This window comes from Chitinophaga eiseniae, assembly GCF_900167135.1.
GTDB classification, from domain to species: Bacteria; Bacteroidota; Bacteroidia; order Chitinophagales; family Chitinophagaceae; genus Chitinophaga; species Chitinophaga eiseniae.
This window is the reverse complement of record NZ_FUWZ01000002.1, coordinates 995893-1017609: the sequence shown is the minus strand read 5'-3', so window position 1 is coordinate 1017609 and position 21717 is coordinate 995893. Positions and strand designations below refer to the sequence as shown.

The 21717-nt window shown below is 48.5% G+C and carries 22 protein-coding genes; 11 read left to right on the top strand and 11 right to left on the bottom strand.

The features are described from left to right. Positions 1-3: 3 nt before the first annotated feature. Positions 4-1140 (bottom strand): amidohydrolase family protein, encoded by a 1137-nt coding sequence (locus B5D63_RS13760; RefSeq protein WP_159456019.1) that lies wholly within the window; start codon positions 1138-1140, stop codon positions 4-6. A gap of 102 nt (positions 1141-1242) precedes the next feature. On the opposite strand from B5D63_RS13760, the gene prfA reads away from it, so the two are divergent. From prfA to B5D63_RS13745, 3 genes are all read left to right on the top strand, one after another. Further along, on the top strand, positions 1243-2307 hold the full coding sequence (gene prfA, locus B5D63_RS13755) for a peptide chain release factor 1 (RefSeq protein ID WP_078669360.1): 1065 nt from the start codon (positions 1243-1245) through the stop codon (positions 2305-2307). Between the two features lie 465 nt (positions 2308-2772). After that, positions 2773-3366, top strand: a complete 594-nt coding sequence (locus B5D63_RS13750; RefSeq protein WP_143312900.1) for a hypothetical protein — start codon at positions 2773-2775, stop codon at positions 3364-3366. A 231-nt stretch (positions 3367-3597) separates the two neighbouring features. After that, positions 3598-4278 (top strand): YiaD family glycine zipper/OmpA-like lipoprotein, encoded by a 681-nt coding sequence (locus tag B5D63_RS13745; protein WP_078669358.1) that lies wholly within the window; start codon positions 3598-3600, stop codon positions 4276-4278. A gap of 65 nt (positions 4279-4343) precedes the next feature. Here B5D63_RS13745 and B5D63_RS13740 read toward each other — a convergent pair whose 3' ends face one another. From B5D63_RS13740 to B5D63_RS13725, 4 genes are all read right to left on the bottom strand, one after another. Then, positions 4344-4733, bottom strand: a complete 390-nt coding sequence (locus B5D63_RS13740) for a VanZ family protein (protein WP_078669357.1) — start codon at positions 4731-4733, stop codon at positions 4344-4346. A gap of 99 nt (positions 4734-4832) precedes the next feature. Continuing rightward, a complete protein-coding gene (gene gcvH / locus B5D63_RS13735; protein WP_078669356.1) occupies positions 4833-5213 on the bottom strand; it encodes a glycine cleavage system protein GcvH in 381 nt (126 codons plus the stop codon). An 84-nt stretch (positions 5214-5297) separates the two neighbouring features. After that, positions 5298-5960: a peptidylprolyl isomerase gene (locus B5D63_RS13730; protein WP_078669355.1), complete on the bottom strand. Its 663-nt coding sequence runs from the start codon at positions 5958-5960 to the stop codon at positions 5298-5300. Positions 5961-5968: 8 nt separating this feature from the next. After that, positions 5969-6307, bottom strand: coding sequence for a hypothetical protein (locus tag B5D63_RS13725; protein ID WP_168809122.1), 339 nt, complete (start codon positions 6305-6307; stop codon positions 5969-5971). A 249-nt stretch (positions 6308-6556) separates the two neighbouring features. Here B5D63_RS13725 and B5D63_RS13720 point away from each other — a divergent pair, with 249 nt between their 5' ends. The 5 genes from B5D63_RS13720 to rsgA all read left to right on the top strand — a co-directional run bounded on the left by B5D63_RS13720 (position 6557) and on the right by rsgA (position 11566). After that, positions 6557-7558, top strand: coding sequence for an AAA family ATPase (locus B5D63_RS13720; protein ID WP_078669353.1), 1002 nt, complete (start codon positions 6557-6559; stop codon positions 7556-7558). 9 nt (positions 7559-7567) lie between these two features. Beyond that, positions 7568-8437, top strand: a complete 870-nt coding sequence (locus B5D63_RS13715; protein WP_078669352.1) for a DUF58 domain-containing protein — start codon at positions 7568-7570, stop codon at positions 8435-8437. 25 nt (positions 8438-8462) lie between these two features. Further along, complete coding sequence (locus tag B5D63_RS13710; protein ID WP_078669351.1) at positions 8463-9470, top strand: hypothetical protein; 1008 nt, start codon at positions 8463-8465, stop codon at positions 9468-9470. A 25-nt stretch (positions 9471-9495) separates the two neighbouring features. Continuing rightward, entirely contained in the window at positions 9496-10506 is a 1011-nt protein-coding gene (locus B5D63_RS13705) for a vWA domain-containing protein (RefSeq protein WP_200817003.1), read from the top strand. Positions 10507-10630: 124 nt separating this feature from the next. Then, on the top strand, positions 10631-11566 hold the full coding sequence (gene rsgA / locus B5D63_RS13700; RefSeq protein WP_078669350.1) for a ribosome small subunit-dependent GTPase A: 936 nt from the start codon (positions 10631-10633) through the stop codon (positions 11564-11566). Here the strand turns inward: rsgA and B5D63_RS35040 are convergent, their stop codons facing one another. Genes B5D63_RS35040 through B5D63_RS13695 form a run of 3 tightly spaced genes read right to left on the bottom strand, consistent with a single transcriptional unit; the run spans position 11567 to position 12443 of the window. Then, complete coding sequence (locus tag B5D63_RS35040) at positions 11567-11707, bottom strand: hypothetical protein (protein ID WP_159456018.1); 141 nt, start codon at positions 11705-11707, stop codon at positions 11567-11569. Between the two features lie 13 nt (positions 11708-11720). After that, positions 11721-11870, bottom strand: a complete 150-nt coding sequence (locus B5D63_RS35035) for a hypothetical protein (RefSeq protein WP_159456017.1) — start codon at positions 11868-11870, stop codon at positions 11721-11723. Positions 11871-11912: 42 nt separating this feature from the next. After that, the gene (locus B5D63_RS13695) at positions 11913-12443 is read right to left on the bottom strand and encodes a gamma carbonic anhydrase family protein (RefSeq protein ID WP_078669349.1); all 531 of its coding nucleotides are present in this window, start codon (positions 12441-12443) and stop codon (positions 11913-11915) included. A gap of 85 nt (positions 12444-12528) precedes the next feature. Between B5D63_RS13695 and B5D63_RS13690 the strand changes: the two genes are divergently transcribed. After that, positions 12529-13710: an aspartate aminotransferase family protein gene (locus B5D63_RS13690; RefSeq protein WP_078669348.1), complete on the top strand. Its 1182-nt coding sequence runs from the start codon at positions 12529-12531 to the stop codon at positions 13708-13710. A 131-nt stretch (positions 13711-13841) separates the two neighbouring features. Here the strand turns inward: B5D63_RS13690 and B5D63_RS13685 are convergent, their stop codons facing one another. The 3 genes from B5D63_RS13685 to B5D63_RS13675 all read right to left on the bottom strand — a co-directional run bounded on the left by B5D63_RS13685 (position 13842) and on the right by B5D63_RS13675 (position 20514). Then, positions 13842-17426, bottom strand: coding sequence for a DUF5977 domain-containing protein (locus B5D63_RS13685; RefSeq protein WP_159456016.1), 3585 nt, complete (start codon positions 17424-17426; stop codon positions 13842-13844). 284 nt (positions 17427-17710) lie between these two features. After that, on the bottom strand, positions 17711-18100 hold the full coding sequence (locus B5D63_RS13680; RefSeq protein WP_078669346.1) for a hypothetical protein: 390 nt from the start codon (positions 18098-18100) through the stop codon (positions 17711-17713). After that, on the bottom strand, positions 18100-20514 hold the full coding sequence (locus B5D63_RS13675) for a DUF5686 family protein (RefSeq protein WP_159456015.1): 2415 nt from the start codon (positions 20512-20514) through the stop codon (positions 18100-18102). Before B5D63_RS13675 ends, B5D63_RS13680 begins: the two co-directional genes overlap by 1 nt. A 229-nt stretch (positions 20515-20743) precedes the next feature. Between B5D63_RS13675 and B5D63_RS13670 the strand changes: the two genes are divergently transcribed. Next, the gene (locus B5D63_RS13670) at positions 20744-21388 is read left to right on the top strand and encodes a hypothetical protein (protein ID WP_078669344.1); all 645 of its coding nucleotides are present in this window, start codon (positions 20744-20746) and stop codon (positions 21386-21388) included. Between the two features lie 5 nt (positions 21389-21393). Beyond that, positions 21394-21690 carry a winged helix-turn-helix domain-containing protein gene (locus B5D63_RS13665; protein ID WP_078669343.1) on the top strand — a complete coding sequence of 99 codons (297 nt, stop codon included), beginning with the start codon at positions 21394-21396 and terminating at the stop codon, positions 21688-21690. Positions 21691-21717 lie beyond the last annotated feature (27 nt).

Genomic DNA, 21717 nt, shown 5'->3' with positions numbered 1-21717 from the left:
ATGCTAAATAATACGTTTGGTGTTGTCAGCAATCAGCACTACGCCGGGCTGCATGCCGGTCCTGAAGCTGCCGAAGCGGCTTTCGATGCCGAGGGCCCTGGCGCCGTTGCTGGTTCCCCAGCGCAGCAGCTCTTCCAGCGGTATGTCGGGGTAACTGGCCTGTATGGTCTTTATTTCTTCCCAGACAGACAGCTGGTGGTTAGACGCCAGGCTGTCGGTACCCAGGGTAATATTACAGCCTGCTTCGCGGAACAGCGGGATATCGGGCAACCGGTCTTCAATATACAAATTGGCCTGCGGGCAGAAGCACCACCAGGTATCTACGGATTGTTGCAGGGCAAACCGGATATCGGCGGCGGAAGTATAGGTATTATGTACCAGCAGGATTTTGTTGCGGGCAAAACGGGGCAGGTAGGCCTCGAGGCTGTTGGTGCCTGTGGGCCGGAAGCTGCCGGCATCCATGCCGAAGTGGGCGTAAAACCCCAGGAAATCGCCCGTGTTGGTGTTGTACAACTCATTTTCCGCGGCGCATTCCTGGTTATGGATGCTCACAGGTGTGTTATGCGGGGTTTGGGCCAGTAGTCCGAAAAGTGCGCTGCTGACAGAATAGGGAGCATGTGGTACAATAGAGGCGCTGTGGCCGGGTATCTCCCGGAAGGCCTGGAGTACCTCGAGGCTGTATTGATAGCGGGCGGCCGCACTGCCTTCCGCTACGCCCATACATTCCACAAAAGTATGATAGTAGAGGCGCTGATGGCGCTTTTGCGGTATTGTAGCGGGACTGTTGCAGATATCCCCTACCGCGGCGGTCCCTGCGTCCCACATGGCCTGTTCCGCCGCCGCAATGGCGGTAGCCTGATCATGTCCGCTGTTGCGGTTTTCCATCACACGGGTGAGGAAGGCGGGCAGCCCGGTTTTTTCAGGTATCACCCCTTTCATATGCGAAAGTTCGAGGTGACAGTGGGTATTAACAAATCCGGGACAGAGGATGCCGTCCAGTTCCCGGACATCGCTGCCGGCGGTATTGTCCGCTACAATGCCCGTCACTACGCCATTTTCGTCCAAAACCAGCACATGGCCGGGCCCCAGAAATTGCTGGCCGTCGAATATATCTTTCCCTTTTAATTTGATCTGTTTCAACAACCTGATATTTAATTAAATGAATGGTGTTAATTTTGCAACCCGATTAGTAGTATCACCTGCCGCCTTTCCGGGAGGGACACTCAAAAGTCAAAGATAATTATGATAGACAAACTCGAAGCGATAAAAGGCCGTTTTGAACAGGTGGCGCTGGCACTGACCAACCCGGAAGTGGTAAGCGACAACAAAAAATTTGGCCAGCTTAGCAAGGAATACCGGCAGCTGGAGAAGATCGTGAAGGCATATGATGCCTACCGGAAGCTGCTGGACAATATTGCCTTCAACAAGGAAGTGCTGGACAGTGGCGACGAAGAGATGCGCGAACTGGCCAAAGCAGAAACGGAAGCGCTGCAGGAGCAGAAGCAGGAACAGGAAGAACTGATCCGCAACCTGCTGATCCCCAAAGACCCCCAGGATGAAAAAAATGCCATCCTTGAAATACGCGCCGGTACCGGTGGTGATGAGGCCAGCCTCTTCGCCGGCGACCTGATGCGCATGTACCTGCGTTTCTGTGAAACCAAAGGCTGGAGCACCAACCTGCTGAACGAGACCCCCGGTTCCGCCGGCGGCTTCAAGGAGGTGGTGATAGAAGTCAGCGGAGATGACGTATATGGTACCCTGAAATTTGAATCCGGCGTGCACCGCGTACAGCGTGTACCTGCCACAGAAGCTGCCGGCCGTGTGCACACGTCCGCTGCTACCGTGGCCGTGCTGCCCGAAGCCGAAGAGGTGGACGTGGATGTGCGCGAAGCGGACATTAAAATGGATACTTTCCGTTCCTCCGGCGCTGGTGGCCAGCACGTAAACAAAACCGAGTCCGCAGTAAGGCTTACCCACATCCCTACAGGCGTGGTAGTAGAATGCCAGGAAGGCCGCAGCCAGCACTCCAACCGCGAGATTGCCATGAAGATGCTGCGTACCCGCATTTATGAAGCCGCGGTCCGCAAACACGAAGATGCCATCGCCTCCCAGCGTAAGAGCCTCGTGTCTACCGGCGACCGGTCCGCAAAAATCCGTACCTATAACTATCCGCAGGGCCGTGTTACAGATCATCGTATAGGCATGACCGTATACAACCTCGACGCTTTCATGAACGGGGAGATCAAGGACATGGTAGATGCGCTGCAGTTTGCGGAGAACGCAGAGAAGTTGAAACAAGGCAGCTAGTCCCGCAAAGAGCGCTAAGTAAGCAAAGCGCGCTAAGGAGCGGAGATCAGCGCGGAGTTTCACGCAAAGGCGCTAAGCAGCAAAGACGCTAAGCTCATTATGATCAAATAAGATTAATTGAGATTAATATGAGAGCAATTGAGGTCAAATAAGATCAATTAAGATCGAGTAAGATCAATTAAGATCGAATAAGGTCAATTAAGATCAAATAAGATTTAAGAAAAATATAACAGAGCGAAGAGAACACAAAATTAGATGGTTTTCTTCGCTCTCTTTTATGTCCTTAGCGCCTTTGCTGCTTAGCGTCTTTGCGTGAAACTCCGCGCTGATCTCCGCTCCTTAGCACGCTTTGCCCACTTATCCCTTTTGCGTGCCTGAGTTGGTGGGGTACCGGAATATGCTTACATTTATTTAAACCACTATTTAAACCACGACATTTTTTTCTTCCACAAAATCCATATCAAGATGTTAGAGCAATTAATGCAACTTGTTCGGGAAAATGCGCAGAGCACTGTTGTTGATAACCCTGCTGTGCCCAATGAACAGAACGAAGCCGTGATCGGCGCTGCAACAGAATCTATTGCCAGCGGCCTGCAACAGGAACTGGCCAACGGGAACACGGAAGGTGTTTTGTCCCTGTTGGGCGGCCAGTCGGCTACCGGCGCCACCCAGGACAACCCGGTGGTAGGTAATATCTCCAATAATTTTGTTGGTACGCTGCTCGAGAAATTCAATTTGGACAAAGGGGCGGCCACCCAGTTGGCGGCTTCCCTGATACCGACGGTATTGGGTTCCCTGGTGAATAAGACCAACGACCCGTCCAACAGTAATTTCAGCCTCAACAGCATCTTCAGCTCCCTGACCGGCGGCGCCGCCAACGGTATTGATCTGCAGGGTGTGCTGGGCCAGTTGTCCGGCGGCCTGGATAAAAACGGCGACGGCAAAGTGGACCTGAACGATCTCTCCGGCCTGTTCTCCAACGGCGCCAGCCAGCAACAGCAGGGCGGCAATGATGCAGGTGGCGGTATCGGCGGTATGCTCAAGAACCTTTTGGGCTAGTTTGTTGTTTACTCTCCGGATGTATTCATAACGGCAAAACACAAGCATATCATATATAATTATTTAATTATAAATATATTGCTTGTGTTTTTTTTAATGTTTGTTCATATTTATATTTCAATCAGTTGTGGGTACCGGTAGGAAACTGGCAAAGTATTTGTTTCCCAACTTTCGACTTACATTTGTCATCCTGAATAATATATAATAACCTTCATGTTTAAAATTACTATGATGAAAAGACTCAATGTTCTGGTAGCCCTGGTTTTATCAGTAACCATGTTGTTTAGCTGTAGCACCTGGCAGAGCATGGATAATACTAAAAAAGGCGCTGCTATTGGTGTTGGCGGCGGTGCTGCTGCTGGTGCTATCATCGGTAAAGCAGCCGGTAACACAGCGCTGGGCGCTATTATCGGTGCTGCTCTTGGTGGTGCAGGCGGTGCGCTGATCGGTAAAAAAATGGATAAGCAGGCACAGGAAATCAAAAATGAAGTGCCGAACGCAACCGTTGAACGTGTAGGGGAAGGGATTAACGTAACTTTTGATGCAGGCGTACTGTTTGGTTTTGATAAGTCTGACCTGTCTCCTGCTGCGCAGGAAAGTATCCAGCAGCTGGCGCAGATCCTGAACAAATACCCTGACACTTATGTACGTGTGGAAGGCCACACCGATGACAGGGGTACAGACGCTTACAACATGGGGCTGTCTGAAAGAAGGACCAACACCGTAATGAACTATCTGAAAGGACAAGGGGTTGCTGCCAACCGTATCCAGGGTTTCTGGTATGGAAAGAGCCAGCCTAAAGTACCGAACGATTCAGATGCTAACCGCGCTAAAAACCGTCGTGTTGAGTTCTCCATCTTCGCTAACGACAAAATGAAAGTAGACGCGAAGAAAGAAGCTGGTCAGCAATAAAATATTAAATACACATATTTCTCATAAGCAGATATGCATTCCCCCCTGGTTCCAGGGGGGATTTTTTATTTAGGCTGTTTGAAAAACAGGTATCGTACAAGTTTGAAGACAAACACGCCGGCGATGGCGCCGAGGGTATCCGCGATGATGTCATAACCATCGAAGCTGCGGCCGATGGCCCAGTATTTCTGGATCAGCTCTATAACGAAGCCGTAAACAGCTGCCAGCACTACAAACAGCAATAATGTACGGGAAGATATCTGTTTGTAGTGCCAGTATACGCCCAGGCTGAGGAACAGCACAATACCGCCGAACAGACCGAAATGAACAATCTTATCGAAATGTATTCTTGTTAAGAAAGAGTTGGAGGGGATATCGTTGCCGGGCAGGGTACACAATATGAGGATCAATATAATCCATACGGTGGCCGGAAGGTAGTATTTCCAGATATTCATGATCCAGTAAATCGATTAACGTTGTCCGAAAAAAAAGACAACAGGCGTGCGGAACGCGTATCCTGTTGTCTTTTCTATATGAAATATCAGTTGGCGTAATTATTCACCTAACAATGCCTGGTATGCAGCAGCATCCAGCAGGGAGGCAACATCAGCGGGGTTGGAAACGGTCATTTTGATCATCCAGCCATCGCCGTAAGGGTCGGAGTTCACCAATTCGGGTTCGCCTTCCAGGTCGTCATTGAAGGTGTCGATTTTACCAGCAACAGGCAGGAACAGGTCAGAAACAGTTTTTACTGCTTCTACGGTGCCGAATACTTCTTCGGCGCCTAAAGTCTTACCTACAGTAGGAATATCAACAAATACGATGTCACCTAATTCGCGTTGTGCAAATTCGGTGATGCCGATTGTAGCAACGTTACCTTCTAATAAAACCCATTCGTGATCCTTGGTGTAACGCAGGTTTGACGGAAAATTCATAATTAGTTTGGTTTTGAGCCGTAAAAGTACTGAATCCTTTGTATTTACGGAGCTTTTTGATTTTGATATTTTGTTAAGGATACTTTAGAAGAACAACCACTTTTTCATGACCCTTATTTTCATGGGAACATTCTCCAGGGGCCTGTTATGGCTGTCTGTTTTCACCGCGGCTATTTTATCGATTACCTCCATGCCTTTGATCACCTGGCCAAATACCGTATAGTTTTGGTCAAGATGTGGTGACCCGCCTTCGGTTTTGTAGACCTGCCGCTGGTCTACCGGGATTTTACGGCCGCCCAGCCTTGTTTTCTCCAGTTTGTCCAGCTCCTCGTCGGTAAAAACTTTACCCTGTACGATATAAAACTGGCATCCGGAGGAAGCCTTGGTGGGGTTGTCGTCGCGGGCAGCGGCCAGTGCGCCTTTGCGGTGGAACAGGTCCAGCTGGAATTCAGGCGGAACGGTGTATCCCACATCGCCTTCGCCCAGCACATCGCCGGCTTTGGCCCGTTTGGAATCGGGGTCGCCGCCCTGGATCATAAACTGTTTGATCACCCGATGAAACAGCGTGCTGTCGTAGAAGTGCCGTCTGCTCAGTTTCAGGAAATTATCCCGGTGTTTGGGCGTTTGGTCGTGCAGGCGGATGATCATGGTACCATAGGGCGTGATGACCTTTACTTTCCTGTTTTTGGCCATGGCCACAGCAGTAATGGCCAGCAACAAGGTACAAAGGAGTACGATTTTTTTCATACGGTGGATTATGCTTCTTCTTCGTCTGCGAAATACTCGATGATATGTTCTTTCAGGAAGGCTTCCTGTTCTTCGAGGTTGAATTTGGGAACGGGCTGCAGCTCTTTGAAATGGGGCCATCCGTCTTTATCGTAGCCGTCTACCTCATAATACCCGCTTTTGCTGAGGAGGGTACAGACGGCCACATGCATCAGGTCCTGTTTCTGTTCTTTCGTGTATTTCTTCTTCAGATGATTGATTTCATTGACGCCGATGAGGAACAGGATAGCCTCCATATTGGGCTTTTTCCCGAACCTGGCCGTCAGCATATCTTCTACGGGTTTCCACCGCTTCTCAAGATCTTCCATGATATTGCCTGTTTTTTGGGTCAGTGTTTGTGTTTAAGTGGCTCATAGCCACGGCAAATGTACGTTATACGGAAAAATATTATATAAATATGCGGGAGCTTTCTTAATTTGGGCATCCCCGTTATGCTGATTTTCATGGGAATGAGCCACAGGAGCAAGTTTAACAGCATTTTAACGGCCATTTCACATAGTGATAAGTTTTATTTGACAAGAGAATGTTTATTTTAGCACACTTGAAAAACTAACAGCATGGAAAATACATCGTCCGATATCCGGCAACTGAATGAAAAAATTCACCAGGCCAGCGCTTTTGTGGATCTCCTGAACATGGAGCTGGGCAAGGTAATTGTGGGGCAGCGTTATATGGTGGAAAGATTGCTCATCGGCTTGCTGGCACAGGGGCACGTATTGCTCGAAGGTGTTCCCGGTCTGGCGAAAACCTTGTCTATCAAATCACTGTCCTCCGCCATCAATGCGAAGTTCAGCCGTATCCAGTTTACGCCCGACCTGTTACCGGCAGACGTGGTGGGTACCATGATCTACAACCAGCAGAAGAATGAGTTCGTGGTACGTAAAGGGCCTATCTTCGCCAACTTTATCCTGGCGGACGAGATCAACCGCGCCCCGGCCAAAGTACAGAGCGCCCTGCTGGAAGCCATGCAGGAAAGGCAGATCACCATCGGCGACAGCACCTTCAAACTGGATGACCCCTTCCTGGTACTGGCTACCCAGAACCCGATAGAACAGGAAGGTACCTATACCCTGCCGGAAGCACAGGTAGACCGTTTCATGCTGAAAGTGGTGATCGGTTACCCTACCAAGGAAGAAGAAAGACACATCATCCGTCAGAACCTGAACCCGGAAGCCTCCGCTCCTATCCGCCCGGTGATACAGCCGGCAGATATCCTGGAAGCGCGGAAGCTGGTTCGGGAGGTGTACATGGACGAAAAAATCGAAAAATATATTATCGATATCGTATTCGCTACCCGTAACCCGGAAGAATACAAACTGCAGAAGCTGAAGCCACTGATTTCCTATGGCGGCTCTCCAAGGGCCAGTATCAACCTGGCGCTGGCAGCCAAAGCTTATGCCTTTATGAAACGCAGAGGATATGTGATCCCGGAAGACGTGCGCAGTATCTGCTTTGACGTGATGCGCCACCGTGTAGGCCTCACCTATGAAGCAGAAGCGGAGAACGTGACCAGCGAAAACATCCTCAGCGAAATTCTCAACGCCGTAGAAGTGCCATAATCGTTTATCATGTTGGACACTGCCGAAATACTCAAAAAGGTAAGACAGATAGAAATCAAGACCAAAGGGCTTACCAACCACATCTTTGCAGGCGAATACCATAGCGCTTTCAAAGGCCGTGGCATGTCGTTCAGCGAGGTGAGGGACTATCACTTCGGGGACGACGTACGGTCTATCGACTGGAACGTGACCGCCCGTTTCAATCACCCTTTTGTGAAGATTTTTGAAGAAGAAAGAGAGCTGACGGTGATGCTGCTGGTAGATATGAGCGAAAGCTCCTCCTTCGGTACCCAAAAGCGCGACAAAAGGGACCTGATCACCGAACTGTGCGCCGTACTGGCTTTTTCGGCCATCAAAAACAATGATAAGGTAGGCGTTATCTTCTTCAGCGACGGGATGGAAAAATATATCCCGCCGAAAAAAGGGAAGTCACATATCCTGTTCATTATCCGTGAACTGCTATCGTTCACGCCTAAACGAAAAGGTACCAATATCAAAGAAACGCTCCGCTTCTTTAACAATGCCGCCAAAAAGCGCAGCATTGTATTTTTGCTGAGCGACTTCCTGTCCGGCGAATACCAGGACGCCCTCAACATAGCGGCCAAAAGACACGATATGGTGGGCATCCAGGTATATGACCAGCGCGACCGGGAGCTGCCTCCCGTAGGACTTATCCAGGTGGCGGACGCTGAAACCGGCGCCACCCAGTGGATAGATACCACCGATCGCCGGGTAAGGCAGTATTACGAACACCAGTTTGCCCAACATGCGCAATATTGCAAAAATGCCTTTATGAAAAGCGGCGCAGAGCTGATGACTATCCGTACCGATGAAGACTATGTAAAAGCTTTGCAGACATTTTTCCTGAACAGGGCGTAAGTTATTAAGGAGAGCAAATTCAGACATGTATAAACAGCAAGTGATAAGACGTATACTTTTATCTTTCTTTATTGGGTTGTTGTTCCCGTTAGGACTGCTGGCGCAGAATACCCTCGAAGTGACCGCCAAAGCGGACAGCAGCAGCATCCGGATCGGTGAACAGGTGAAACTGCACCTGAAGGCCACCGTGCCGGCAGCGGTGTTCAATAAGCCCGAATTCAGGCTGCTGTTACCCATCGTGCCGGACTCCCTGGACCATTTTGAAGTGGTGACCCGCTCCAGGGTAGACACCCTGACACAGCAGGACATGAAGGTGCTGCAGCAAACGCTCACCGTTACCAGCTTCGACTCCGGCCACTGGGAGTTTCCCCCGCAGAAATTTGAAGTATACGGCGCTACCGGCGCTAACAGCGTAGATACCCTGTTCAGCCAGCCGCTCGGCATCGATGTCAATACCGTAGCGGTAGATACCACCAAAGCCTTTAAGCCGATCAAAACGGTACGGGCAGTACCCTGGAATATCTGGGACTACTGGCTGTACATCGCTATCGGCGCTGCCGTGGTGCTGATAGCGCTGGGACTCTGGCTGTATTTCCGCAAACGCCCGGAAAAGAAGCCGGCGGAGAAACTGCCGCTGGTAACGCCTTACGACCTGGCCAGGCAGCAGCTGAAGTCACTCAAAGAAGAGCAGCTGTGGCAGCAGGGCGACATCAAACAGTATTATACCCGATTGACAGATATTTTGCGTACCTATTTTGAACATCAGTTTGGTATTGCGGCGCTGGAACAGACTTCTGAGGAATTGTTGAAAAACATCAAGCCGGTGACCAAACTAAACCAGCAACGGGACAAGTTACGCTCCCTGCTGGCCATTGCGGACCTTGCCAAGTTCGCTAAGTTACAGCCTACCGCCGACGAGCATGAAGACTGTATGACCAAAGCGGAAGAGATCCTCGAATGGACAAGGCCCAAAGAAGAGCCCGTGGCGCAAACGCCCGGCGCTCCTGACGAGAAGCCGCAGACAGGTGCGTAATTAGTCATTTAACTGAATTTAAGCGATGGATTTTTCAGCGTGGAAAAATATTGAATTTGCCTATCCGGTTTTCTTCTGGCTGTTATTGCTGATACCGGTGATGATATACTGGCGCATTGCCCGGCGCAAAAAAGCGCAGGGGGTGATGAAGGTATCGTCCGTAGCTGGTCTGAAAGGACTGCCGGTATCCTGGAAGGTACGTTTCCGGCCGTTGTTGCTGGCCCTGCGCGTCCTGGCTTATGCAGCCCTCGTCACAGCGCTGGCGCGGCCGCAGACCTCCAATACTTCCGAGAACATTGACAGTGAGGGCATCGATATTGTGATGGCCATCGATATCTCCGGCAGTATGCTGGCAGAAGATCTGCAGCCCAACAGGATGGAAGCCGCCAAGAAAGTGGCCATGGACTTCGTGGATAAACGTATCAGCGACCGTATCGGTCTGGTCGTGTTCTCTGGCGAAAGTTTTACGCAGTGTCCTATTACTACCGACCATGCCGTGCTGAAGAACCAGATTATGCAGGTGAAAAGCGGCATGTTGCAGGATGGTACCGCCATCGGTATGGGCCTCGCTACCTCAGTAGACCGTCTGCGTAACAGTCACGCTAAAAGCAAGGTGATCATCCTCCTGACAGATGGTGTGAACAATACCGGCCTGGTAGACCCGCTCACCGCGCTGGAGATTGCCAAAGCCTTTAAGATAAGGGTTTATACCATTGGCGTAGGCACCCAGGGGAAAGCGCCTTTCCCGATGCCGATGGCCGATGGCAGCGTGCAGATGGTGATGCAGGACGTACAGATCGACGAACCGCTGATGAAAAAGATCTCCAAAGAGACCGGCGGTAAGTACTTCCGCGCCACCAATACCACTGACCTGAAGAACATCTACGCAGAGATCGATCAGCTGGAAAAAACAAAAGTGGAGATCACCTCTTACAAACGATATGCAGAACACTTCTTTCCGCTGGCGATGCTGGCGCTGGCCTGTATCCTGCTGGAAGTGGTACTGCGTTATTCCTTGTTCAGAAGTTTACCATAAGTTTCATCACGCAAAGACAAAAAGAGAGCAAAGACAGCAAAAGGTGACCCCTTTGCGGCCTTTGCTCTCTTTTTGTCTTTGCGTGATGAAACATTTACCTTTGGGGATATAAATTTCCGGACTATTGCAAGCAACAGTATATAAATCAACAGGCAGCTGGTATGTGGTGAAAACCACCACAGGCGAAACATTCCAGGCGAGGATGAAAGGTATCTTCAAAAAAAATGAGGATATCACTTCTACCAATCCCATTGCCGTAGGCGATGTGGTGGAGATTGTGCCCGATGAAAGTGACGCCAGTGCCAAAAATGCCATGATCACGGAAATCGGTGAGCGCCGGAATTATATTGTGCGCAGTTCCCCGCACGGGCGTAACAAAAAGCACATTATCGCCGCCAACCTGGACCAGGCCATGCTGATAGGTACTATCCGCGAGCCGCGTACCTCGCAGGGGTTTATAGACCGATTCCTGGTCACCGCAGCAGCCTATCATATCCCTGCTGTGCTGGTGTTCAATAAAAAAGATATTTACCGGGCGAAGGAAATGGAGGTTTTTGAGGCTATGGAAGCCCTGTATACCGACATAGGCTATCCGGTGAAGCTCATTTCCGCCACAGAGCAGGAAGGAATAGATGAAATCAGGGCGATACTGAAAGGTAAGACCACCCTGATGTCCGGCCATTCCGGCGTGGGGAAATCCTCGCTGATCAACGACCTGGTACCGGGGCTGGACCTGCGTACCACCGCTGTGAGCGGCTGGAGCGGGAAAGGGTTGCACACCACCACTTTCGCGGAGATGTATGACCTGCCCGATGGCGGTTGTCTGATAGACACCCCCGGCGTGCGTGAGTTTGGTATCGTGGATATCGACAAAGCGGAGCTATCCCACTATTTCCTGGAAATGCAGCCCTATCTTTCCCAATGTCAATTCAATAACTGTTTGCATATCAACGAGCCCGGTTGTGCGGTAAAAGAGGCTGTTGAGGCCGGAGAAATAGATCCCGACCGCTATGTGAGTTATGCCACGATCCTCGAGACCATCGGGGAGGAACAATACTAGCTATTTTTTCGGTTTCCCTAATTCATCGAGTACTTTCTCTGCGCCCCAGTTGCGTTTGGGCTGGGGACATCCTTTCTTTTGGGTGCGGCAGGCCGTGAGGGCGATGGCGGCGAGCAGGGCAAGGGCGATTATTTTGCGCATAGTATGGGTTTTACTAGAATAAACGCATTTGTTTGCCTGCTTTGCGGTTGGTCCGCTGTAAATCTTTTTTATTGTAGCTGGTGGCGGGGCACCCGTATTTCTGTGAAGAGCAGCCTGGCAGCACAATGGCAGCCAAAAGGAGCAGGCAAATAAACGTTTTCATAGTGGGATATTTGCCTGCAATATAATGAATTTTCGTAAAGCGTTATGGTTGCTGCTCCCCTTCCGTATACCAGGAGGCGTACATATTGTAGTTTTTGGAGATGCGGTTGATTTCCCCTTTGATGAGGGCCATATCGATGTCTTTCACTTTTTTGGCGGGAACGCCGGCCCAGATGGTGCCTGGTTCCACATGAGTGCCTGCCAGTACTACTGCGCCCGCAGCGATGATGCTGTTGCTGCTGATGTGTGCATTGTCCATAACGATGGCGCCCATGCCTATCAGCACGTCGTTATCCACCGTGCAGCCGTGCAGGATAGCATTGTGGCCGATAGATACATTATTGCCCACGATGGTTTTGGATTTCTCATAGGTACAGTGGATCACGGCGCCGTCCTGTACATTTACGTTGTCGCCCAGGCGGATGCTGTTCACATCACCGCGTACAACGGCGTTGAACCATACGGTACATCCTTTGCCCATTTCAACATCGCCGACAATAGTGGCATTCGGCGCAATGAAGCAGCCTTCTGCAATTTTCGGAGTAAATCCTCTTAAGGGTATAATGTGAGACATAGCTGATAGTTTTAATCTGAATAGTACAAATATAACAATTACTAATTAGCCGTTGTTTTCTACCTTCGCAGAGAATGATAGAGATATGAACAACAGGCAACTTTTTTTGCAGCACGTGGCGCAAACATCAGATGCGCCGCTGGCACTGGAGATCGTTAAAGCAGAAGGCATGTACATGTGGGATGCCAACGGCAGGAAGTACCTGGACCTGATTGCCGGCATCAGCGTATGTAACATGGGGCATTGTCACCCTGCCGTGGTGAAAGCCATCCAGGAACAGGCGCAGCAATATATGCACCTGCTCGTATACGGAGAATTCGTACAGTCGCCACAGGTAGCTTATGCCAAAGCGCTGACACAACATCTTCCTGAAAACCTCGACTGCGTATATTTTACCAACTCCGGCGCAGAAGCCGTAGAAGGCGCCATGAAACTGGCCAAACGTTTCACCGGCAGAACAGAAATAGCCGCTTTTAACCGCAGCTACCATGGCTCCACACAAGGCGCGCTCAGCATCCTCGGTGATGAATACTGGCGCAACGCCTACCGTCCGCTACTCCCGGGCATACAGCACCTGGAGTATAACAACTACGCTTCCCTGGAACTGATCACCCGTAACACCGCTGCGGTTTTCGCAGAAAGTGTACAGGGAGAAGGCGGTGTCATCGTTCCCCAACCGGAATGGATACACGCTTTACGCGCCAAATGTAACGAAACCGGCGCACTGCTCATACTCGACGAAGTACAGTGTGGCCTCGGCCGCAACGGTACCCTCTGGGCGTTTGAACAACTGGGCATCGTTCCCGATATCCTGTTGCTCGGTAAAGCCCTCGGTGGGGGTATGCCGCTGGGCGCTTTCATTTCCTCCCATACCATCATGTGGAGCCTGACCAACAACCCGGTACTGGGCCATATCACCACGTTTGGCGGCCACCCCGTGAACTGCGCCGCCGGTCTCGCCGGTTTCAACGCACTGCTGGAATCACAGGTGATCAAAGACGTAAAAGCCAAAGGAGAGCTGTTCCGCAAACACCTGCAGCACCCGGCTATTAAAGCGGTACGCTCCCTCGGCCTGATGATGGCGGTAGAACTCGAAAGCTTCGAAGTCAATAAAAAGACGATTGATTACTGCATCGCAAATGGTGTGCTTACGGATTGGTTTCTTTTTGCAGCAGAATGTATGCGCATAGCGCCGCCGCTGATTATTACAGAAGAGGAGATTGTGCAGGCGTGTAAGGTGATTTGTGAGGGGTTGGATAAGCTGTAGAAAATTGTTGATGCAAATTAAAGCCCCACCGGCAATGCAGCCGGTGGGGCTTTAATTTGGACCGTATTTTATCCGGATTTAATATTTATCGGGAAAAGGTAACACTTCCCGCCAATCGATTGTCCGTTATTTTAACAAGCTGTTGTTGAGGTATAATATTTAACACTGGTACTACCATCTGAAAACTGATAATAATAACCATTCCTGCACTGGCCACCTGAGATGGGTTCCTGGAACGGTACTTTCGTACCTTTTTCACAATTACCGTTAATGAGCTTATATCCTTCCTGATCGCAGGTGCAGGTACCATGCAGATTCGCCTGGTTCTGACCATTGGCATTAATGTCGTTTAGTGCCTGCTGATTGGCGTCGGCGGTGCTGACAGAAGAGTGATAGGTACCCGCCGCAACGGTATACTGATATTGTCCGCCCGTATATCCTGTACCACAGTTATTTCTTGTAAACCACTGGCTTTGTATTTCATTGGCATATAACGTGGCGCAGGAGCCGTTCGCGTTGGCGTAGGCCTGGCCGTTAGCATCTATTTCATTGATAGCTTTTTGATTGGCATCGTCCTGCGTATAACCGGTGTATCTGGCTGAGTCGACCGTGTAAGGCAACGGAATGCCAGGGTAATCGTTCGGACAATCGTTTTTAGCCACCATCCGGGTAATGGGTTGATTATAGTATATCTTCCAGCAACCAGAGTTATTGTTGGCATATAGTTGCCCATTAGCAGTCATATCGGATTGTGCCTGTGCATCTGCCGCCTGTTGTGATTGTAATGAACCATACTTTCCAGCCGGCACAGTATAGACAACCGGGCCCTGGGGGTTATAGCCGGAGGGACAATCATTCTTGGTAAAAGTCCCTGACAGTGCAGTGTTGTAATAGACGGCATCTGTACACTCCGTCTGCTGTCCGGCGTAATTGTAGCAATAGTATTTGAGTATTTTATTATTCATATCCCGTATTGCTTTGAGACGGGAAAATGCATCATACTCGTAAAAGGTGGTTCTGCCGGCAGCGTCGGTTTCGCTGGTAATGCCGATTAACGGGGCATAAGTGTATGTACTTATCTGTACGTTACTATTGGCAAAGGTTGTTCTGATTTTATTAAGCTCATCTCTTAGTTGCTGATCACTTGCCGGACGTTGCAGGATATTGGGATTCACTATTGCTATAACCTGATCATAGGTGCTGCCCAAAATTTTGGCAACCGGATATGTATTGTTGTATCCCCATAAATAAACCTCATGGACATCATTTGTTTTTGAACGTTCCAGTATGTTACCCTGTGCGTCATAACGATGATATGTCAGCCTTACCTCCGGGGAATTATTGGTGTGCTGTATTTCGTAACTGGCCGGTGCGATTAATTTTCCGGATGCATCTGTGAAACCATAGTTGTTGGTGGTAACAAATATGCGGGTGCTATTATTAAAAATGGAATCTTTTACTGTTATACTTTTCATGTTTCTGGCCTGCATGCTGTCATATACCGCTACACCGGGAAAGCTGAAGGCATATCCTTTTTTTACCGTAATGGTTTCATCTTTACTGTTTGTAGTAATAATAGTTGTCGGGCTGAGGCTCCGGGTTTCATTATACAGATAACTTTCTGTTGAAGTTATTGGGGTAGCAATGTTGTCTGCATACTGCCGGGTTATTTTTTTTGTGGGAAGAACCGGTACAGAATTTAATACAATGCTCCACTGTTCTATGTCATAAGGGCTACAGATGACACCGGGCACACCATTGCAATTAGCCGCTATTTGCTCTTCATAGCGAACGGAGAAAGAGAGACCTCTTGTTCTTCTGATGGCCGGATGGTTTACCTCTTCAAACCGGTCGGCAGGCCTGAAAGCAGCAAAATCATTATAGCTGTTTTCTACTTCGCTGATTAGCTTAAATCCGGTATTCGTTTTCTTATAGGTCAGTTCCTTAGATAATAATACAGTTGGATTCCAGATGCCATATTCAACATTGACCTGCGGTATTGTATAGTAGTATTCTTTTTTGCCCAAAGCGGTATCGCTGCCAAAGTATTCTGTTACCTTAGGATAGCCTTCATCAACGTTGGCATAATAATAAGATTCGTATAAGTCAGAAAGAGAGGTGCTTGTTCGCATAATGGCAGGACATTTTACAAAAGCGGCTGAGCTGCCAACACAGGTCGATTTTAATTCATACATGACTTTTTCATACCTGTAGTTTTTGTTATAAGATAAGGCTTCCTGATATTCGAAACTTCTAAAATTATACTGTTTGCCATCCGGCGTATAGTCTGCCAGTGTTTTAATTCTTAAAGGGGTTTTGTAAAGCAGCTTATTATTTTCATATTTAAGCAGGGTGTAGCCACCAGAGGGATAATTGATTCTCTCCAGCATACAGGCGCCGGATGCGATGGTATCACGCGCACCTTTGATATTAATGTCGTTTCCGGACAAACGGGTATAATATCCTATTGTATCGGTCCTGGAGTAAAGTCTTCCCGGAAGCACTATCGGATTGTAATCGAAAGTATGTTTCATGGCAAGGTTTTGCCCTGGTACCACCTGCCGGAAGGATAGTAACTTCAGATAACAGTTCTCCGTATTGGTACTGTCTCCAAAGTAACTGTAACGGAAAGCGAACTGCTTTTTTAAATTACGGTTGTAATCATACACGTTGACCCTGTCCAGTTTTTTGGCAGTGACAGCCGCGTTGTCCAAAGAAACAAGGTCTTTCCTGGCGGAATAGATAAATTCAACTTTTGTTCCATTTCCTGCAACAATAGAATCGACGAATAGTTCTTCCAGTTTGTTTTCCTTAGGTACATTTTCTTCCTGAGGATATGACGTAAATCCGCCGCTACAGGGATATTGCCCCTTCATATGTTCAATGGATACTCTGGAGGGCTCTGCGCGATAGCGTATGTTAACTTTATTGTAATAGAATTTGATACTGTCGTTATCGGCGGTCAGGATCTTGGTAAGAAACAGGCCGTTGTTCGCATAAGCGTCATACATAGAGGAAAAAATATAAAGATTTCCCTCTGTATCACGAACATGGATACCACCAGAAGTCACAGTAAAATTATCAGTCGATTGTATATAGTTGTCAATTTTAAGATCGGAGGCGGGCATGGTAAATCCAGACCGGCCCTGGAAAAAAAACTTACCGTTGATAACTGGTGTATTGAGGCTGTATATCTCCGGCAGGTCTTTTGGATTAACGGCTTTGGAGTAGAGAAGCGCGGTAGTCTTGTCTTGCCCGTTGGTATACGTGCAATTACCTGTACAGGTTCCACCGCAGCTATTGGATAAAGTAAACCAGCGCCGATTGCTCTGATTGTCTGCACTGTTGAAAGGAACGAGAAAGTCTTTCTCTCCAAAACGCTGATAGGTGATACTGGATACCGCATTCATGTGCCAGCCGAGACCTGCTACACCGGCTACTGCGTTGACGGGGATGCCCTTGGCTGTATAAGACAGCGATATCGGATACCTAAAGTGTTTGGCTTCCAGTGTGAAGATCGGAATCGCGATATTCGGGCTACCCGATTGATAGGATACATTCAGATTGCCAAAATTTTCTAATTGAGCTGCTGTAGGCGATTTTAGATCGGTTAATACCTTTAGTGAGTTGCCGAATTCTATCTTCTGACAATAGGCGTTTATTGAGAAAAAACACAGAATAAGGACCTTCAGTAACTTAGGTTTGGTTGAAAACATTTCACATATTTTAAAATGGAATAACGACATGGTTGCTATTTCCAACAATCAGATCAGGTTAACGGAAGACATAGGCCACCTAAGCGTTTCCGAGAAAATAGCAGTTTGATAACCATTGATATTTCTTTCGGAAGGTTCTATAACAAATAAAAGATCTTCAAAGGTAGAGAACAATCAAGGGTAATGAAACCGGATTTAAGTTATACTATATCAGGTAATATTACAAATACACGGCACGAATATTTATTCAGTGTTTTTTAATTTATTGATTATCAATTTTAATATTAGCTATTCAACCTCCTCATCTCCATCACTACCTGTCTCGCAAATACTTCCACGTTATCATCTTCCAAAAATGACAAATAGTAATAATACTCCCCTTTGGAAGTCATTTCATGAAGATTGTTATTCATTTCAAATCGGCCGCGATGAAAGAGATCTAAAACACTCCGCGGCTGCGTGGGATGAAGGTTACAGCTGGCTAACCGGGCATCGTAAAAAGTAACCACTATCCTGTCGTCGTCGTTGGTGAACCGCAGTTCCAGTTTCTTTTCCATAAGGCTGTAGGTGATGCGGATGCATTCGAAATCGTTATGCAGGTCGTAATACCGGTCGCCAATTTCGCCGGATAACAGCGTGTCGAACAGGGCGGCATGTGTGACGTCTTTCTTCATTAGAACTGCAATTTAAAGCTGCCAAATACGCCGAATTTTTTGTTGGCTGGTTCATCCGGCAGCACATCGGGTGCTACGCGCCATATAAAATCCACCCGCAGGAATTTGAAGATATTTTCGATACCGGTGCCCACTTCCAGGTAAGGATTTCCCTGGAGGGTACGGAAAGGGTAACCGTTATTGAGGTTCAGTTGTTTATTGGATTCAGACAGGGAACCGACTACGCCTTTGGCTGTCCAGAACTGGCGCCATTTCAGCTTTTTGATGAGCGGGATATATCCGAAGATACCGTTGCCGATGGTGTGTTCCACGTTAAAGCCTACATATTGATCGCTGAGAAATTCGAAGCGGTTCATCATGTTGAAGGCGTATTTGTTGTAGTAGTAGATCTCGTTGCCGGGATGTACCTCGAGTGAAGTATAAGGCACGGTGCCGAAGATTTTGCCACCAAAAACGTTATAGTACAGGGAGCCGAAAGGTGGGAGTTTTACATAGTCGGATACGCTGAGGGATACACGCTGATACTGCTGACCGCTGTTGAGTATCCCCGGGATGCCCGCTGCGAGCTTCAGTTCAGTGATGGGGTATTTACTGCCAAGGCTGATGCGGTAGTAGTTGCCTTCCAGGAATTGTTCGTGGAAAGCCCAGCGGAGCTTCACCTCTACTTCTGTGGTGGTGAGCGGATCGCGGCTGCTGACAGTTTTGGGATAGAATTCGGCGGTAGGCAGTGGCTCGTAAGGTCTGGCCTGTTTGTGTAAGAGGGTGATCTGATGGGAGAAGCCGCTGTAATATTCTTTGAAGAATTCCAGCCGTTGTTCCTGTATCATGAGGAACTTCTGCGGGATGCCGCCTTTACGAATGGCGAGGGTAAAGATGTTATCGGTACCTACTTCGTCATAGTAATGGGAACCGTTGTCCAGGTCTTTCGTATAGGCGCCGTAGAGATACATCCGAGGGTGCCTTTTGAGCAGCCAGAGGGCGGACATTTTACCTTTATACACGTTGTCTTTAAAGCCGTAGGCCAGGTAGCCGTACAGGTACAGGTCTTTGTTGAACTTAGGCGTGGTGCCGAGGTCCAGCCGCAGGCGGAACCCTTCCAGCCGGTTCTGGGAAAAGAGGTAATAGTAGGGACCCCATTCGATAGGCCCGAACGGTTTGTAGCCGGTGGCCAGGAAGCGGACGGTATTGGAGTATTTCTGGAAGAGCGGCATCCGCTGCAGGGTATCGATCATTTTGTAGATACCTACCTCATTTTTACTGAGGCTGTCAGGGCGGTTATCGTTCCAGAAAGATTCCTTGCGGACACGGGCGCTGTCGAGCACTACAACAGCCTCCGGGTATTTTTTGTCACCGAAGATATTGGTGGCGGCGGTGTCATTGGTAATGACATTATCGTAGGTGGTGCTTTTGCGACCGATAAAATCGAAGGTTTTGCCCGGTTTGGGGCTGGGCGCCCAAAAGTCGGCCACGAATTTGTCTTTATACAGAAACCAGGAGCTGTCGGGCAGCTGTCGGAATTCCTGCACCATGCTCACGCGGCGAACGAAGTTGATGTTGGCGTCTTTCGGAACGGACATGGTGGCTTTCATCACGGCGTAGGTGGTGTCATGCACCCAGATATCACCGATGAAGGTGTTCTCTCCTTTTCGTTTAGGCGTGAAGTTAAGTTTGATAAACCGCTGATTGCTGATGTATTGCGTGTCAGCTATTTTATAATCGTAGTAAAAGGCGCCGTTGTGGTGGATAGGACTGACGAACTGTTTGTCAAATACCGGGATGAAATTATTGTAGACGTTGATGTTCTGGTACATGCCACCGAGGAACTTCGTCACGCTTTCGTTGTCGATGCCGGAGGTGCGGGCCGCCTTGATGATTTCCTTTGTTTTGCGGGGACTGGACTGAAAATAATAATCCGACAGGGATTCCGTCAGGAAGATGGGTAAAAACGGTTTGTCTTCCGACGTGCTGTCGATATTATTAAGGATGAAAGCGAAGGGTTTGGTGAACCGGTTTTTGGACAATTTTTCCTTGTTCAGGTTTTTCATGTCCAGTTCCAGTTTGTTGTATACTTCGTATTTATAGTTGTCGAGCCGGTTGTAGTTATTTTCCGGTTTATGTTTGACGATCTGTTTGAGAAGGATCAGGGCGAAGTTAACGTTGGCTTTTATCTCGTATGTTTTCAGGGATACATCGGAGCGGGTGACTTCAAAGTTGACGGTCTGTTCTTTTAGTGTCCGGTCGACCGGCATTTTAAGAATGGTATATCCCATTACCCTGACCAGTAGTGAATCTGACGGGATAACATTTAGTTCAAATAAAAAGTTTCCTTCAGCGTTGCTAACCATACCGGTCTGCGTGCCATCAAACTGAAGGGTAGCGAAGGGAATGATTTCCTGTGAGTGCGCATCTCTCACTGTTCCACTGACCTTATATTGCTGCGCCTTCAATTCCGTACACCAAACGCTTATGCCTATTAGGACTGCTATAATTCTTTTCCAACCAAACATATCTGACAACAATATTAGAGTATTTAACGCTAATCTGTATAGTTGCTTACCTGAAGGTAACGCAGTTATGACGAAAAAAATATATTTTGAATTAACAGAAATTATTTTAGCTTTGTATTGCAAAGTGCTTTTCACTATGACGGAAGATCAACAACATCTGCAGACGTTAACGGACATCAAGCGTATCATGGAGCGCAGCAGCCGGTTTATTTCGCTGAGCGGGCTGAGTGGCGTGTCTGCAGGACTGTGTGCCCTGGTGGGCGCCTGGCTGGCGCGTGTTTGGCTGGTGGCTTATTATGAGCGCTGGGACAGCACCGGTGTGTACAGTGATGCGGATTATGCCGATCTGAAGTTTAAGTTGATCGTAACGGCGCTGGTGGTGATGGTGGCGGCGGTGAGCGGAGGTCTTTTCTTTACCTGGCGGAGAGCGCGGCGGAACAATCTGCCCATATGGGACGTGACTACCCGCAAGGTGTTGCTCAACCTTTGTATCCCGCTGGCGGCCGGCGGTGCTTTTGCGGCCGGACTGTTATACAATCACATGGAAGCGGTGGTGGCCCCTGCTTGCCTGGTGTTTTATGGGCTGGCGCTGGTGAATGCCAGTAAGTACACACTGCCCGAGTTGCGTTACCTGGGCATACTGGAAGTCCTGCTGGGCATCGCCAACCTTTTTCTTTTGCGTAAAGGACTTTATTTTTGGGCAGTAGGGTTTGGAGCACTGCACATCATTTATGGTATTGCCATGTGGTTGAAATATGAGAGAAAGGGAAGCATTCAATAATTAGCATGAATCCGATCGGTAATTTAAACAAGATATTTGAGAGCCGCATCCGACTGGGTGTAATGAGTGTCTTAATGGTAAATAACGAGGTCAATTTTAATGACCTTAAACAGATGCTGGAGGTAACCGACGGCAATCTGGCTTCCCACCTCAATACGCTGGAAGAAAATGGCTATATCAAAGTATACAAGGGGTTTATTGGCCGTAAAACCAATACCACCTACGCTATTACCGCTGCCGGCGAAAAAGCGTTTAAAGGCCACCTGGTGGCCCTCGAACATATGATCAAATTCACGAAATAAATTTTTTTTGCCTTTTTACTTTGAATT

Excerpts from the sequence above, each read along its gene's own strand:
- prfA (WP_078669360.1), top strand. The coding sequence starts at position 1,243 with ATGATAGACAAACTCGAAGCGATAAAAGGCCGTTTTGAACAGGTGGCG.
- B5D63_RS13750 (WP_143312900.1), top strand. The coding sequence starts at position 2,773 with ATGTTAGAGCAATTAATGCAACTTGTTCGGGAAAATGCGCAGAGCACT.
- B5D63_RS13745 (WP_078669358.1), top strand. The coding sequence starts at position 3,598 with ATGAAAAGACTCAATGTTCTGGTAGCCCTGGTTTTATCAGTAACCATG.
- B5D63_RS13740 (WP_078669357.1), bottom strand. The coding sequence starts at position 4,733 with ATGAATATCTGGAAATACTACCTTCCGGCCACCGTATGGATTATATTG.
- gcvH (WP_078669356.1), bottom strand. The coding sequence starts at position 5,213 with ATGAATTTTCCGTCAAACCTGCGTTACACCAAGGATCACGAATGGGTT.
- B5D63_RS13730 (WP_078669355.1), bottom strand. The coding sequence starts at position 5,960 with ATGAAAAAAATCGTACTCCTTTGTACCTTGTTGCTGGCCATTACTGCT.
- B5D63_RS13725 (WP_168809122.1), bottom strand. The coding sequence starts at position 6,307 with ATGGAAGATCTTGAGAAGCGGTGGAAACCCGTAGAAGATATGCTGACG.
- B5D63_RS13720 (WP_078669353.1), top strand. The coding sequence starts at position 6,557 with ATGGAAAATACATCGTCCGATATCCGGCAACTGAATGAAAAAATTCAC.
- B5D63_RS13715 (WP_078669352.1), top strand. The coding sequence starts at position 7,568 with ATGTTGGACACTGCCGAAATACTCAAAAAGGTAAGACAGATAGAAATC.
- B5D63_RS13710 (WP_078669351.1), top strand. The coding sequence starts at position 8,463 with ATGTATAAACAGCAAGTGATAAGACGTATACTTTTATCTTTCTTTATT.
- B5D63_RS13705 (WP_200817003.1), top strand. The coding sequence starts at position 9,496 with ATGGATTTTTCAGCGTGGAAAAATATTGAATTTGCCTATCCGGTTTTC.
- B5D63_RS35040 (WP_159456018.1), bottom strand. The coding sequence starts at position 11,707 with ATGCGCAAAATAATCGCCCTTGCCCTGCTCGCCGCCATCGCCCTCACG.
- B5D63_RS35035 (WP_159456017.1), bottom strand. The coding sequence starts at position 11,870 with ATGAAAACGTTTATTTGCCTGCTCCTTTTGGCTGCCATTGTGCTGCCA.
- B5D63_RS13695 (WP_078669349.1), bottom strand. The coding sequence starts at position 12,443 with ATGTCTCACATTATACCCTTAAGAGGATTTACTCCGAAAATTGCAGAA.
- B5D63_RS13690 (WP_078669348.1), top strand. The coding sequence starts at position 12,529 with ATGAACAACAGGCAACTTTTTTTGCAGCACGTGGCGCAAACATCAGAT.
- B5D63_RS13685 (WP_159456016.1), bottom strand. The coding sequence starts at position 17,426 with ATGTTTTCAACCAAACCTAAGTTACTGAAGGTCCTTATTCTGTGTTTT.
- B5D63_RS13680 (WP_078669346.1), bottom strand. The coding sequence starts at position 18,100 with ATGAAGAAAGACGTCACACATGCCGCCCTGTTCGACACGCTGTTATCC.
- B5D63_RS13670 (WP_078669344.1), top strand. The coding sequence starts at position 20,744 with ATGACGGAAGATCAACAACATCTGCAGACGTTAACGGACATCAAGCGT.
- B5D63_RS13665 (WP_078669343.1), top strand. The coding sequence starts at position 21,394 with ATGAATCCGATCGGTAATTTAAACAAGATATTTGAGAGCCGCATCCGA.